Annotated in this window: 15 protein-coding genes; 2 read left to right on the top strand and 13 right to left on the bottom strand. The window is 69.3% G+C overall.

Going from position 1 to position 13,465, the window contains the following annotated elements:
• Positions 1-14: 14 nt before the first annotated feature.
• The 10 genes from tolQ to aat form a co-directional block, all read right to left on the bottom strand.
• Entirely contained in the window at positions 15-704 is a 690-nt protein-coding gene (gene tolQ, locus VLK61_RS24030) for a protein TolQ (RefSeq protein WP_325424729.1), read from the bottom strand.
• Complete coding sequence (gene ybgC, locus VLK61_RS24025) at positions 701-1,141, bottom strand: tol-pal system-associated acyl-CoA thioesterase (RefSeq protein WP_325424727.1); 441 nt, start codon at positions 1,139-1,141, stop codon at positions 701-703. The genes tolQ and ybgC overlap by 4 nt, the downstream gene beginning before the upstream one ends.
• A 45-nt stretch (positions 1,142-1,186) precedes the next feature.
• Positions 1,187-2,407, bottom strand: a complete 1,221-nt coding sequence (locus tag VLK61_RS24020; RefSeq protein ID WP_325424725.1) for a serine/threonine-protein kinase — start codon at positions 2,405-2,407, stop codon at positions 1,187-1,189.
• A gap of 146 nt (positions 2,408-2,553) precedes the next feature.
• Positions 2,554-3,732 (bottom strand): pyridoxal phosphate-dependent aminotransferase, encoded by a 1,179-nt coding sequence (locus VLK61_RS24015; protein WP_325424724.1) that lies wholly within the window; start codon positions 3,730-3,732, stop codon positions 2,554-2,556.
• Positions 3,733-3,739: 7 nt separating this feature from the next.
• Positions 3,740-4,222: a transcription antitermination factor NusB gene (gene nusB / locus VLK61_RS24010; RefSeq protein ID WP_325424720.1), complete on the bottom strand. Its 483-nt coding sequence runs from the start codon at positions 4,220-4,222 to the stop codon at positions 3,740-3,742.
• Positions 4,219-4,683 (bottom strand): 6,7-dimethyl-8-ribityllumazine synthase, encoded by a 465-nt coding sequence (gene ribH / locus VLK61_RS24005; RefSeq protein ID WP_325424718.1) that lies wholly within the window; start codon positions 4,681-4,683, stop codon positions 4,219-4,221. The genes nusB and ribH overlap by 4 nt, the downstream gene beginning before the upstream one ends.
• A 24-nt stretch (positions 4,684-4,707) precedes the next feature.
• Positions 4,708-5,802, bottom strand: a complete 1,095-nt coding sequence (gene ribBA, locus VLK61_RS24000; RefSeq protein ID WP_325424716.1) for a bifunctional 3,4-dihydroxy-2-butanone-4-phosphate synthase/GTP cyclohydrolase II — start codon at positions 5,800-5,802, stop codon at positions 4,708-4,710.
• Positions 5,803-5,851: 49 nt separating this feature from the next.
• Positions 5,852-7,735, bottom strand: a complete 1,884-nt coding sequence (locus VLK61_RS23995; RefSeq protein ID WP_325424712.1) for an AAA family ATPase — start codon at positions 7,733-7,735, stop codon at positions 5,852-5,854.
• 122 nt (positions 7,736-7,857) lie between these two features.
• A complete protein-coding gene (locus VLK61_RS23990; protein ID WP_325424708.1) occupies positions 7,858-8,670 on the bottom strand; it encodes an arginyltransferase in 813 nt (270 codons plus the stop codon).
• A gap of 5 nt (positions 8,671-8,675) precedes the next feature.
• On the bottom strand, positions 8,676-9,464 hold the full coding sequence (gene aat / locus VLK61_RS23985; RefSeq protein ID WP_325424705.1) for a leucyl/phenylalanyl-tRNA--protein transferase: 789 nt from the start codon (positions 9,462-9,464) through the stop codon (positions 8,676-8,678).
• 110 nt (positions 9,465-9,574) lie between these two features.
• On the opposite strand from aat, the gene VLK61_RS23980 reads away from it, so the two are divergent.
• Complete coding sequence (locus VLK61_RS23980; RefSeq protein WP_325424702.1) at positions 9,575-10,483, top strand: SDR family NAD(P)-dependent oxidoreductase; 909 nt, start codon at positions 9,575-9,577, stop codon at positions 10,481-10,483.
• A gap of 39 nt (positions 10,484-10,522) precedes the next feature.
• Here the strand turns inward: VLK61_RS23980 and VLK61_RS23975 are convergent, their stop codons facing one another.
• From VLK61_RS23975 to VLK61_RS23965, 3 genes are read right to left on the bottom strand one after another with little or no spacing between them, the layout of a single operon-like run.
• The gene (locus VLK61_RS23975; protein WP_325424700.1) at positions 10,523-11,275 is read right to left on the bottom strand and encodes an SDR family NAD(P)-dependent oxidoreductase; all 753 of its coding nucleotides are present in this window, start codon (positions 11,273-11,275) and stop codon (positions 10,523-10,525) included.
• Positions 11,272-12,282 carry a D-erythronate dehydrogenase gene (gene denD / locus VLK61_RS23970; RefSeq protein ID WP_325424698.1) on the bottom strand — a complete coding sequence of 337 codons (1,011 nt, stop codon included), beginning with the start codon at positions 12,280-12,282 and terminating at the stop codon, positions 11,272-11,274. Before denD ends, VLK61_RS23975 begins: the two co-directional genes overlap by 4 nt.
• On the bottom strand, positions 12,279-13,118 hold the full coding sequence (locus tag VLK61_RS23965; protein ID WP_325424696.1) for a FadR/GntR family transcriptional regulator: 840 nt from the start codon (positions 13,116-13,118) through the stop codon (positions 12,279-12,281). The genes denD and VLK61_RS23965 overlap by 4 nt, the downstream gene beginning before the upstream one ends.
• A gap of 128 nt (positions 13,119-13,246) precedes the next feature.
• On the opposite strand from VLK61_RS23965, the gene VLK61_RS23960 reads away from it, so the two are divergent.
• The coding region (locus VLK61_RS23960; protein WP_325424694.1) for a hypothetical protein at positions 13,247-13,465 on the top strand (219 nt) is incomplete at its 3' end.

Genomic DNA, 13,465 nt, shown 5'->3' with positions numbered 1-13,465 from the left:
GGCTCCTGCGCGGGTCAGTGCGCCTGCGTCACGGCCGGGCCGCCGGCATTGCGCTGCAGGATGTTCGAGAACTCCTCGATGAAGGTCTCGAGCTGGATCGCAATGCGGTCGATGTCGCGTGCGAAGCGGTTGTAGGCCACGACCGCCGGAATCGCTGCAAACAGGCCGATGGCAGTGGCCACCAGCGCTTCGGCGATGCCCGGGGCCACGGTGGCCAGGGTCACCTGCTGCACGCTGGCCAGGCCGACGAACGCATGCATGATGCCCCACACCGTGCCGAACAGCCCGACATACGGGCTCACCGAACCGACCGAGGCGAGGAAGCCGACATTGCCCTCGATCATGTCCAGCTCGCGCTGCAGGCTGGCGCGCATCGCGCGGCGCGCGCCGTCGAGCAGCGAGCCGGCTTCGAGCCGGCGTTCGCGCAGCTTCATGAACTCGCGCATGCCGCTGGCGAACAGCCGTTCCATCGGCGCGGTGCGCGGCTTGGTGCCGGCGGCGTTGTACAGCTCGTTCAGGTTCTTGCCGGACCAGAACTCACGCTCGAAGTCATCGTTGTTCCGCCGCAGCGTGCGCAGGCCGAAGAGCTTGGTGAAGATCACCGTCCAACTGGCCAGCGAGGTCAGCATCAGCCCGGCGATCACCAGCTGCACCACCAGGCTGGCGTTCAGCACGAGGGTGACGATCGAAAGGTCCTGGTTCATGTGAACAGTGCGGTGATTTGCGTGGGAATGCGGCAGGGTCGCAGGCTGGTGGCGTCGACGCAGCCGATGCGGATCTCGCCCTCGCACAGCAGCGTCTCGCCGCGCCAGGCCTGCTGCGACAGCTTCATCGATGCCGGGCGGAAGTCATCCACCACCACGGTGATCTGCAGCGCATCGTCCAGCCGCGCCGGCTGCTTGTAGCGCAGGGCCGTGTCGGTGACGAGGAACATCGCCCCGGTGGCCTCGCGCAAGGCCTGCTGCTGCACGCCCAGCGAGCGCAGCCATTCGGTGCGGGCGCGTTCGAAGTACTTCAGGTAGTTGGCGTAGAACACCACGCCGCCGGCATCGGTATCTTCCCAGTACACGCGCACGGCATGGCGGAAGGGCTGGCTGGCAGACGGCAGGGTGGCTGAACGCAGGGTGGCAGGCTCGGACATCGGCCGCGCGATGATACGCGAGCGTGCGCACGCATCGCCGCCGGCTCAGACGGGATGAACTGGCGCTGCGGCGTCGATCTGGCCCGAGCGGCGATGCGCCGGTTCTGCGCCGGGCCACAGCCAATACGCCGACGCGGCCAGCAGCAGCAAGGCGAGGGCAGCGATCAGGCCGACCCGCCGCTTGCGGCGGGCCGTGCGGTCGGGCTCACGGCTCGGGGCAGGTGCTGCTTCGGCGCGCGACGCGGCCACGGGCCGTGCGGTCGCGGCGCTGGCCGCACTCTGAGTCGCCTGCCAGCGCCGGATCGCCAGCGACATCTCGCGCGCTGAAGGGAAGCGCTGCGCCGGGTCCCGCGCCATCGCCCGCGTGGCAATCTGCGACAGCTCGGCCGGCAGCCCCGGCACCAGCGCATGCGCCGGCACCGGATTGCCTTCCAGCACCGCCTGCGTGATGCCGGTCAGCGAGACGCCGCTGAAGGCCTTGCGGCCGGTCAGCACCTCGTACAGCACGACGCCCAGCGCATAGACGTCACAGCGTTCGTCGACCGGGCCGCCGCGCAGTTGCTCGGGCGCCAGGTAATGCGGCGAGCCGGTGATCAGGCCTTCCAGCGCCGGCGAGCCGGGCCGGTGGGCAATGCGCGCGATGCCGAAATCCAGGACCTTGGGCTTGCGCTTGTCGACCATGAAGATGTTGGCCGGCTTGATGTCGCAATGGATCACGCCCATCGAATGCGCATAGGTCAGCGCATCGGCCACCCGGCGGATCAGCTTGGCGGCGCGCGCCGCGTCGGGGCGCCAGCCTTCGGCCAGCATCTCGCGCAGGTCCATGCCGGGCAGCTGTTCCATCGCGATGTAGACGCCGCGTTCGGACAGGCCGGCGTCGAACACCGTGACGATGTGCGGGTGATTGAGCCCGGCCACCGCGCGGGCTTCGTTCAGGATCATCGCGTCCAGCAGTTCGCGCTCGACACCGGCGGCGCCCAACTGCAGCGTCTTGATCGCCAGGTTGCGCGACAGGATCGGATCCCAGGCGGTGTAGACGCGGCCCAGTCCGCCTTCGCCGAGCCGGCGCTTCAGCGCGTAGCGGCCGACATGGCCGATCGTCGGCTCGGCCTGGTTCGGCTCGGGCAGCAGGTCCAGCGGCACTGGCGCGCTGTCGTCGCCCAGCACCGGCCACTCGTCGGCCGACAAGGGGGTGGGGTTGGGGTCGAACTGCGTTGGCGCAAAGCCGCGCAAGTCACCGGGGTTGGGCGGAGGTGTCGAACTCACAGCCCCGCAGCTTAAGGCGGCCCGCAGCAGCACGGGGCCTTTCCATGATTCGAAATGCGTGGGGGAATGCCGCCCGTTTACGGCTTGTCACGGCTTGGCGGAGTGGCGTCGGGCAAATGTCACGGCGACCGGCCGCCGGCGACGATTCACAGCACGCGGGCCAGGCGCTGCAGCGCTTCTTCCAGTTGCGGCATCGCGTTCGCGAAGGACAGGCGCAGCCAGCGCTTGGGGTCGTCGCGGCCGAAGTCGCGGCCCGGTGTCAGTGCCACATGAGCGCGGTGCATCAGGTCGAAGCAGAAGTCCCAGCTGTCGGCGCTGTGCGCGCTGCAGTCGGCATAGGCGTAGAACGCGCCGTCGGGCATCACCGGCACTTTCAGGCCGAGCCGGTTCAGCGCCGGCACGACGACATCGCGCCGCGCACGAAACTCGGCGCGCCGGCGTTCGTATTCGGTGATGGACTCGGGCTCGAAGCAGGCCAGTGCCGCATGCTGCGCGATCGTCGACGCGCAGATGAACAGGTTCTGCGCCAGGCGCTCGACCGGCGGCACCAGCGCCTCGGGCAGCACCAGCCAGCCCAGGCGCCAGCCGGTCATGTTGAAGTACTTGGAGAAGCTGTTGACCGAGATGATGTGTTCGCCCAGCGCCAGCGTGCTGTGGCCGAAGGTTTCGTCGTAGCTCAGGCCCAGGTAGATCTCGTCGACGATGGTCACGCCATCGTGGCCGCGCACCACGGCGTCGATGCGCCGCATCTCGTCCGGATGGATCGAGGTGCCGGTCGGGTTGGACGGCGAGGCCAGCAGCACGCCGCGCGTGGCCGGGCTCCAGGCGCGGGCCACCGCATCGGCATCGAGCTGGAAGCGGTGTTCGGCATGCGCCGGCAACAGCCGCGCGACGGCTTCCGCGGCGGCGACGAAATGCCGGTTGCAGGGGTAGCTGGGGTCGGGCATCAGCACTTCGTCGCCGGCCTCGAACAGCGCCAGGCAGGCCAGCTGCAGTGCGGCCGAAGCGCCGGCGGTGATGACGATGCGCCGCGCCGGAATGTCCAGTCCGAAGCGTGTGCGGTACCACTGCGAGAGGGCTTCGCGCAGCGCCGGCAGCCCTGTGGCCTGGGTGTACTGCGAACGGCCGTCGCGAATGGCGCGCTGGGCGGCTTCCTGCACCAGCGGTGGCGCGGTGAAGTCCGGCTCGCCGATGTTCAGGAAGAGCATGCGCTCTCCGCCCTGGCGCGGGTCGCAGGCCGGGCTGGCGGCGATCTCGACCGCCGCCTTGGCGCACTCCATGACATAGAAGGGCTCGATGTGGTCGAGCCGGCGCGCCGTTTTCATCCTGGCTTCAGCGGCCGCGTTTGGCGGCGACTTCGGTGGGCCGCAGGTCGGTCGCGGCCTTGTCCAGCACGCCGTTCACGTACTTGTGGCCATCGGTACCGCCGAAGGATTTGGCCAGCTCCACCGCTTCGTTGATGGCCACCCTGTACGGGATGTCCATGCAATGCTTCAGCTCGTAGGCGCCGATCAGCAGCACGCCGTGCTCCACCGGCGACAGCAGGGTGGTCTTGCGGTCGACATGGCGGGCCAGCACGGCATCCAGGTCGGCGGCTTCGCTGATGCAGCCGTGCAGCAGCGCGTCGTAGTGCACGCGGTCGGCTTTGTCGAAGCCTTCCTGTTCACGCATGTGGGCGTCGATGACGCCGGCGTCCGCGCCGCCGACCAGCCATTCGTACAGGCCTTGCAGCGCGATCTCGCGCGAACGGCGGCGGGCCGATTTGGGTCGTGCCGGCTTGGCGGCTTTCGGCGCTGCCGGGGTGTCTTCGCTCATGACAGCTCATCCATCAGGTTCGCCATCTCGACGGCGACACGCGCGGCATCGCGGCCCTTGTCATTGGCGCGGGCCACGGCCTGATCCTGGTTCTCGACGGTCAGGATCGCATTGGCGATCGGCAGCTGATGGTCCAGCGACACGCGGCTGACGCCGGCGCCGCTTTCATTGGCCACCAGCTCGAAGTGGTAGGTCTCGCCGCGGACGATGCAGCCCAACGCGATCAGCGCGTCGTAGTCGTCGCTGTCGGCCATGGCCTTCAGCGCAACCGGGATCTCCAGCGCGCCGGGCACCGTGATGTGGGTGATGTGCTTGGCGGCGACGCCCAGCGTTTCCAGCTCGGCCAGGCAGGCCTGCGCCAGTTGGTCGGTGATGTCGGCATTGAAGCGGGCCTGCACGATGCCGATGGCCAGGCCCTCGCCATCGAGGTTGCCGGAGGTGCCTTGGTTGGCGTTTTGCATGGCGTGGGGGACTTTCGGGGAAATTCAGCGGCTCGCGGCGACGAAGCCGGTGACTTCGAGGCCATAACCCACCATGCTGGGCATGCGGCGCGGGCTGCCGAGCAGCTTCATGCGGGTGACGCGCTGGTCGCGCAGGATCTGCGCGCCGACGCCATAGGTGCGCAAGTCCATCTGCGTGGTGCGGGGCGGCGGTTCGATGCCGCCGAGCAGCTGCGGCAGCAGGGTCTGCACATCGTGGCCACAGTTCAGCAGCACGGCCAGGCCGCGCGGGCTGTCCTGGATCGCGGCCAGTGCCTTGGGCAGCGGCCAGGAATGGCCGCAGGCGCCGACATCCAGCAGGTCGAAGGCGGTGAAGGGTTCATGCACGCGCACGACGACTTCATCGTCCGCGGACCACTCGCCATGGCGCAGCGCCAGGTGCAGGCCGCCGGAGCGGTCGCGGTAGGCGGCGCAGTGGAAGCGGCCTTGGGCGGTTTGCAGCTCACGCTCGCCGGCCCGTTCGATCAGTGTTTCGTTGTGGCTGCGGAAGGCGATCAGGTCGGCGATGGTGCCGATCTTCAGGCCATGCTGGCGGGCAAAGACTTCCAGGTCCGGCAGCCGCGCCATCGTGCCGTCGTCGTTCATGATCTCGCAGATCACCGCGGCGGGCGTCAAGCCGGCCATCGCCGACAGGTCGCAGCCGGCTTCGGTGTGGCCGGCGCGCATCAGCACGCCGCCGTCCTGCGCCTGCAGCGGGAAGATGTGGCCGGGCTGCACCAGGTCGCGCGGCAGCGCTTCGCGGGCCACCGCGGCCTGCACGGTGCGGGCGCGGTCGGCGGCCGAGATGCCGGTGGTCACGCCCACGGCGGCTTCGATCGACACGGTGAAGGCGGTGCCATGCACGGTGCCATTGCGCGCGGCCATCGGCGTCAGCTGCAGCCGTTCACAGCGTTCGCGGGTCAGCGTCAGGCAGATCAGGCCGCGGCCGTGCTTGGCCATGAAGTTGATGGCCTCGGGCGTCACGTGGTCGGCGGCCAGCACCAGATCGCCTTCGTTCTCGCGGTCTTCTTCGTCGACCAGGATCACCATGCGGCCGGCGGCCAGCTCGGCCACCAGCTCGGGAACGGGGGAAATGGGCATGCGCAGATTGTAGGCGGCGCCCCGCCGGCAGCCGCGCGCTGCGACGGGATCAGGCCGCCACGCACGAGTCCAGCAAATCGGCCAATTCGTCGCCACTCAGCACTTCGCGCTGCAGCAGGGCCTGGGCCAGGCCATCGAGCTGGTCGCGCCGGGCCTGCAGCAGTCGCTGGCACTTGGCCTGCGCCTGCTCGAGCAGCGCGCGGGCCTCCTGCAGCACCGCGGCCTGGATGTCCGGGCCCAGCAGATCCTTGGGCACGCCGGCCACGCTGAGCAGGCCGAAGGTTTTGGAGAAGCCCAGCGAGCCGACCATGTTGATGGCCAGCTCGGAGGCGCGCTTCAAGTCGTCCGACGCGCCGGTGGACACGCTGTCGAGCACCAGCAGTTCGGCCTCGCGGCCGCCCAGCATCATCGCCAGCCGGCTGCTCAGTTCGGATTGCTGGTACAGCGGATCTTCGGTGTCGCGGGTGATGTAGGTGACACCCAGCGCCTGGCCGCGCGGCTCGATGGTGATGCGCTCGACGGCGCCGACACGCAGCCAGTGGCCGACCAGCGCGTGCCCGGCCTCGTGGTAGGCCAGGCGCTCGCGCGTGGGCTCGGTGAGCAGGCCCTTGACGGTCGACACTTCGCCGCCGAGCTGGTGGGTCTCGATCGCCCGCAGCAGGTGCTCGGACGAGACCTGCGGCGCACCGGCCTCGGCGGCGCAGGAGGCTGCCTTGTTCACCGTGTTGGCGATGTCGGCCGGCGACATGCCCGCGCTCATGCGTGCCAGTGCCGCGGTGTCGGCCGTGCCGTCGTGGGCCAGCTTGTCGATGTACAGCTCGAACAGCCGTTGCCGGTCCGGCAGGGTCGGCAGCGTCAGGCGCACCAGCATGTCGAAGCGGCCGGGCCGGCGCATCGCCGGGTCGACGTTGTCTTCATGGTTGGTGGCGCCGACCACGACCACGTTGTCCAGCGCCTCGAAGCCGTCCATCTCGACCAGCACGCGGTTGATGATGCGGTTCAGCTCCGATTCGGCGCCGCTGCCCTGGCCGCCTGTGCTGCGCTTGCCGATGCCGTCGACCTCGTCGATGAACAGCACGCAGGGCGCGTTCTTGCGCGCCAGCTTGAACAGCTCCTTGACCTTGGCCACGCCGGCGCCATAGAACATGGCGGTGAAGTAGGAGCCATCGACGGCGATGAAGTTGGCCTTGCTCTCGCCGGCCAGGGCCTTGGCCAGCAAGGTCTTGCCGGTGCCGGGCGGGCCCACCAGCAGCACGCCGCGCGGCGCGGAGGCGCCGAGCTTGGCGTAGTGCGTCGGGTCGTGCATGAAGGCCTTCACGCGGTTCAGGGCCGCCTTGGCTTCGGCACTGCCGATGACATCGTCGAAGGCCGTTTCCGGCCGCACCGACAGCCGGGATGCGGCGCCGCCCATGCCCGCTTGCAGCTTGGTGGCCATGAACAGCGCCACGACGATCGTGGCCAGCACGATCAAGGGTGACAGCAGCGCGTTGATGATGTCCAGCAGGCGGTGGCTGGCGGTGCGCGGGTCGACCTGGATGCTGACCAGGGCAAATCCTGCCGTGGCGCTGTGCTGGCCCAGCTTGTCCAGCACGGTGCCGGCGCAGCCCAGCGCGGTGCAGCCGGGCACCACTGCACTGGCCTTTTCACCATTCTTCAGCGAGTACAGCACCAGCCCGGGCTGGCCGCTGGCCAGGCCCACCACCTGCAGTTGGCCGGCGTCCAGTGCACTGCGCAGGTGCGAGACGTTGCGTTCGTGGGCCAGCCAATCCTCGGGCGCCTGCTCGAACTGCCGTGCCTCGGGGCTCTTGCGGGCCTTGGTGTCCTGCACGGCCTTGGCGTACAGGCTCAGCAGCCCGACCAGCAGCAGCAAGGTGGTGGCGAGCGCCAGCACCGCGCGGGGATGGCTGCGGGCACGGCGGAGGAGTTTCTTCAAGGCATTCATCGGGCTTGCACGCGGTGGGTACAGGCCGCGGACAGCCGGGCCAGGCACTTCAGTCTGAAGCGTCTCGAGCGGCTTCGATGCGCGGAGAACCCGCGCGAATACCGCCCGTTTGTTCAGGCGCGTGGGGGCACCGCGGGCGCCGCGTCCGGCTCGGCCGGCTTGGCGAATTGCCAGTGGCCGTCCACCAGCACCTGGTGCGGCCCGAAGTCGGCCTTGTAGCCCATCTTGTCGCTCTCGGCGATCCAGTAGCCGAGGTAGACGTGCGGCAATTTCAGCTGCTTGGTCTGCTCGATCTGCCACAGGATGCTGTAGGTGCCCAGGCTGCCCTTGTACTCGGGGTCGTAGAAGGTGTAGACGGCCGAGATGCCGTCGTTCAGCACGTCGACGATGGCCACCATGCGCAACACGCCGGCAGCGCCGGCGTTTGTGGTTCCGCCGGCGCCGGCCGCATCCCCTTCCACCGGCTCGCGGAATTCGACCAGCCGTGAATTGACGCGGCTTTGCAGCAGGAACTGCGTGTACTGGTCGACGCTGTCATGGTCCATCCCGCCGCCGGAATGGCGGCCGGACTGGTAGCGCAGGTAGAGCTGGTAGTGCTCAGGCACGAAGCACAGGCGCAGCACGCGGGCCTTCAGGTGGCTGTGGCGCTTCCAGGCGCGGCGCTGGCTGCGCGTGGGCTCGAAGCTGGCCACCGGCAGGCGCAGCGGCACGCAGGCGCGGCAGCTGTCGCAATACGGCCGGTAGGTGAACATGCCGCTGCGCCGGAAGCCGTTGGCCACCAGGCCGGAATAGGCGTCGGCATGGATCAGGTGGCTGGGCGTGGCCACCTGCGAGCGTGCCAGCCGGTCCGGCAGGTAGCTGCAGGGGTAGGGCGCCGTTGCGTAGAACTGCAACGACGACAGCGGTAGCTCTTTCGGGTGCGTCACGCCAATCAAGGTCCGTCGAAGGCTCCAGGGGTCTGGGCCGGCGGCTCGGCCACGATGCCCAGCTGCGCCCACAACCTGGGATGATAGGTCCAAGCCGGCGGCGAAGGGGCCCCCAAGGCGCGTGCCAGGTGGGCTTCGAATGTCGCGCGTGGAATTTCGCGCGCGCCGAAGGAGGCCAGGTGCCCGGTGTGCTGCTGGCAATCGATCAGCGTGATGCCGTGCGCACGGCAAAAGGCCACCAGCGCGGCCAGCGCGATCTTCGAGGCATCGGTGCGGTGCGCGAACATCGATTCGCCATAGAACATGCCGCCGATGCCCACGCCGTAGAGGCCGCCGACCAGTTCTCCATCGATCCAGGTTTCGACGCTGTGCGCGCGGCCCTTGGCATGCCAGGCGCAATAGGCCTCGATCAGCTCGGGCACGATCCAGGTGCCCTGTTGGCCCGCGCGCGGCGTGCCGGCGCAGGCCCGCATCACGCGGCGGAACGTCGTGTCGATGCGGATCTCGCAGCCGGGCGTGCGCAGGAACTTGCGCAAGGTCTTGCGCAGCGAGGCCGACAGCCTGAACTCTGCCACCGGCAACACCATGCGCGGATCGGGGCTCCACCACAGCGTCGGCTGGCCGGGGCTGTACCAGGGGAACACGCCGGCACGGTAGGCCTCTTCCAGGCGCTGCGGCGTCACCCGCCCGCCGGCGGCCAGCAGGCCCGGCGCGTCGCTGTCCGGACCCAGCGCGCAGCGGGTGGGCGGCAGCGGGGTCGTGTCGTCGATCCACAGCAGGTTCTGGCTGGACATGGGGCGATTGTGAAGCGCGGCCGGATCCCGCGAGTGCCAGCGGAGTGCCGGCGGACGAGCCGCCCTCGCGGTATAAGCACGGCTTTGTCCAGCGCACGGAGTACCGCGACATGAGTTTGTCTTTCACAGATCGAGTGGCCATCGTCACCGGGGCCGGCGGCGGCCTGGGCCGCGCCCATGCGCTGGCGCTGGCCGCGCGCGGCGCCAAGGTGCTGGTCAACGACCTCGGCGGTTCGCGTGATGGCGTGGGCGGCTCGACCAGCGCGGCGCAGGCGGTGGTCGACGAGATCATCGCCGCCGGTGGCCAGGCGCTGGCCAACAGCGCCTCGGTGACCGACTTCGACGCGGTGCAGGCCATGGTGGCGCAGGCGGTGGAGGCCTGGGGCCGCGTCGACATCCTGGTCAACAACGCCGGCATCCTGCGCGACAAGAGTTTCGCGAAGATGGCGATCGACGATTTCCGCCTGGTGATGGACGTGCATGTGATGGGCGCGGTGCATTGCACCAAGGCGGTCTGGCCGATCATGAACGAGCGCAAGTACGGCCGCATCGTGATGACCACCTCGTCCTCGGGCCTGTACGGCAACTTCGGCCAATCCAACTACGGCGCCGCGAAGATGGCGCTGGTCGGGCTGATGCAGACGCTGTCGATCGAGGGCGCGAAGAACGACATTCGCGTCAACTGCCTGGCGCCCACCGCCGCCACGCGCATGACCGAAGACCTGATGCCACCGGCCGTGCTGGCCGCGCTGAAGCCCGAAGCCGTGGTGCCGGCGATGCTGCTGCTGGCCAGCGAACATGCACCGAACCGCACGATTGCCTGTGCCGGCGCCGGCACCTTCGAGGCCGCGCACATCACGCTGACCCCCGGCCTGCACCTGGGGCTGACGGACGACACGCCGGAACGCCTGGCCGCCGCATGGGCTCAGGTGAGCGATCGTGACGGCGAGATCGTGCCCGCCAGCGGCGCGGCCCAGGGCAGCAACGAAGTGGGCAAGGCGCTGGCTGCGGCAGGGTGAGGCCTGCGGCGCAGGCCCCTGCAGGCCGCTGCGTGGCCTTCAGTAGGTCGCGCGGCCGCCCGAGATGTCGAACACCGCGCCGGTCGAGAACGAGCAGTCCTCGCTGCTGAGCCAGCCGACCAGCGCGGCGATCTCGTCGACATTGACGAAGCGCCCCATCGGGATCTTGCCCAGCATGTAGCCGATGTGCTCGGGCGTCATCGAATCGAAGATCGGCGTTTTCGCGGCCGCCGGTGTCACCGCATTCACCAGCACACCCTGCTGCGCCAGCTCCTTGGCCAGCGACTTGGTCAGTGCGATCAGGCCGGCCTTCGACGCGCTGTAGTGCGAGGCATTTGGATTGCCTTCCTTGCCCGCCACCGAGGCGATGTTGACGATGCGGCCATAGCCCTGGGCGATCATCTGCGGCACCACTGCGCGGCACGTGAGGTAGGGCGCGACGAGGTTGACCTCGATCACCTGACGCCACACGGCCGGCGGCAGTTCCCAGGTCGGCGCATTGCCGCCGGTGATGCCGGCGTTGTTGACCAGGATGTCGATGCGGCCGGCCGTGCCGACGGTCTGCGCGGCGGCCGCGGCCACCTTGGCCTCGTCGCAGAGTTCGACCACCACGGTGTCCACCGTGCCCAGCGTGGCCAGCACGACACGGGCTTCGTTCAACGCGGCGTCGTTGATGTCCCACAGCGCCACGCGCGCGCCTGATCGCAGCAGGCGCTGCGCGATCGCGAAGCCGATGCCCTGGGCCCCCCCGGTGATCACCGCGACGCGGCCCGCCAAGTCCAGCTGGTTCATGCCTTCAAGCCCTTCAAGGCGGCGGGGTTCGCCGCGTTGTCGGCGATGTAGGCGCGGATGATGTCTTCGAAGCTGTGCTCGGGCAGCAGCCCGAGCGAGGCGGCGCGCTCGGCCGTGGCGCCGCTGGCCCAGCCGGCGACGATGCCCTGGATCGTCGGGTCCGGCACGAAGCGCACCCGCGCGCGCACCGACGGCCCGGCTACCGCTTCCAGTGCCGCCAGCATCTCGCTGACGCGTACATTGAGCGCTGGCAGGTTCAGCGCCATGCGCCCGCCCAGCTGCGCGCGGCTGGCTTCGTAGACGGCGATCAGGCCATCCACCGTGCGCTGCGGCGAGGACACCGGGTGCGAGACCTCGGGCGATACCGGGCAGATGGCCTGCTCGCCGGCCAGCGGCTCACGGATGATGCCGCTGAAGAAGGACGAGGCCGCACCATTCGGCCGGCCCGGCCGCACCGTGACAGTCATCAGCCGCGCCGCGCGGCCATCGATGAAGCCCTTGCGCGTGTAGTCGGCGATCAGGTGCTCGCACACCAGCTTGTGCGTGCCGTAGGAGGTCTGCGGCGTCGGCAGCGTGTCGTCGGCCACCTGCGGCGGCAAGGGCCGCGCGGGGTCGGGCCCGAACACCGCCACCGAGCTGGAGAACACCAGCCGCGTTGCCGGCGCACCGGCCTGTGTGCGCGCGCGCAGCGCGTCGAGCAGCGCGCGCGTGCTGTCCAGGTTCGAGCGCAGGCCGAGTTCGAAGTCGGCCTCGCACTCGCCAGATACGGCTGAGGCCAGGTGGAACACGCCGTCGAAGTTGTCGTCTCGCAGGCTCTCGCAGGCTGCCAGCAGCGGGCCGACGCGGCCTTGCACGCGAACATCGGCCAGCAGCTCGGGCTGGGCCGGCGCCTGGTCGGCGAGCACCAGTTGTTCGATGGTTCGGCCGCCCAGCATGCCGCGCGCCAGCAGCGTGCGGGCCAGTCGGGTGCCGACGAAACCGGCACCGCCGGTGATCAGGAGTTTCATGGTGGGGGTCTCTTTGAGGGTCTGGGCGTGGCGCCCACTGGTTTGGCGGCCGCGCGGTTGGGCAGCACGCCGCCTTGCTCCAGCCGGCGCTGGCTGTGCTGCAGGTGGCGCAATGCGGCGCGCCGCGCGGCAGCCGGGTCGCGCGCGACGATGGCGTCGACGATGGCACGGTGTTCCTTGCGCACGGCTTCCATGAAATCGAGGCGCCGCGCTTCGTTGCCGCGGGTGATGCGCATGCCCTCGCGCAGGTACTGTTCCAGGAAGCCGAGCAGGCTGCGGAACTGCGGGTTGCCGGTGGCTTCGCCGATGGCGCGATGGAAGGCCAGGTCCTCGGCCACGCCGTCGTGGCCGGCGGCGCTGGCCGCGTCGATGGCCGCCAGCGCCTGCTTCAACGCCGTGAGCTGGGCCCGCGTGGCACGCTCGGCGGCCAGCGCGGCGATCTCGCCTTCGAGCACACGCCGCACCTCGACCACCTGCACCACGGCTTCGACCGATTCCAGCACGGCGGGGTCGAACTCCAGTGCCTGGTGCTGCGCCGGTGCGCTGACGAACACGCCCGAGCCCTGGCGCGACACCAGCAGCCCGCGCGACTTGATGCGATGAACGGCCTCACGCACGACGCTGCGCGACACGCCATGCGTGGCCGCCAGTTGCGCCTCGGTCGGCAGGCGGTCGCCGGGCGCCAGCGTGCCGCGCTGGATCTGCGCCGACAAGCGCTCGGCCAGGCGGTCGGCCAGCGTTTCGCGGCCCAGCTGGCCGGCATCCGCCGGCGCAGCAGCACCAGCCGCTTGCACAGGCGCGTGGTTGGAGGCATGAATGGGCAGGGAAAGCACCATGATCATCAGGTTATCAGACAACTTGCGTGTGGGGACAACGGGTAAATCCGATGGCGGCGCGGGTCCGCTATTTTGTTCAACTACTTCGGCCTGCAACGCCGCGCCGGGCAGCTGGGAGGCAGCGACAAATGAGCGCACGGCGCTGGCGCCGGGGCTGCGCCGATGGAAGTTCTGTCATCGGCCCGTTGCGGCCGTTCGGTTGTTGTTCTGAGAGCCGACATTCGATTGTTGAGTCCTGCGGAGTGGCCGGGATTCCGCCCCGGCGGGCGGGTAACTTCTTTCTGCTGGCTCAGAAAGAAGTCACCAAGAAAGAGAGCCAGAAAACCAAACGTTCATTTGTGCCTCCG

Origin of the sequence: Aquabacterium sp. (genome assembly GCF_035476535.1) — a bacterium.
Taxonomy (GTDB): Bacteria; Pseudomonadota; Gammaproteobacteria; order Burkholderiales; family Burkholderiaceae_C; genus Pseudaquabacterium.
This window is presented reverse-complemented; position numbering and strand designations above follow the sequence as displayed.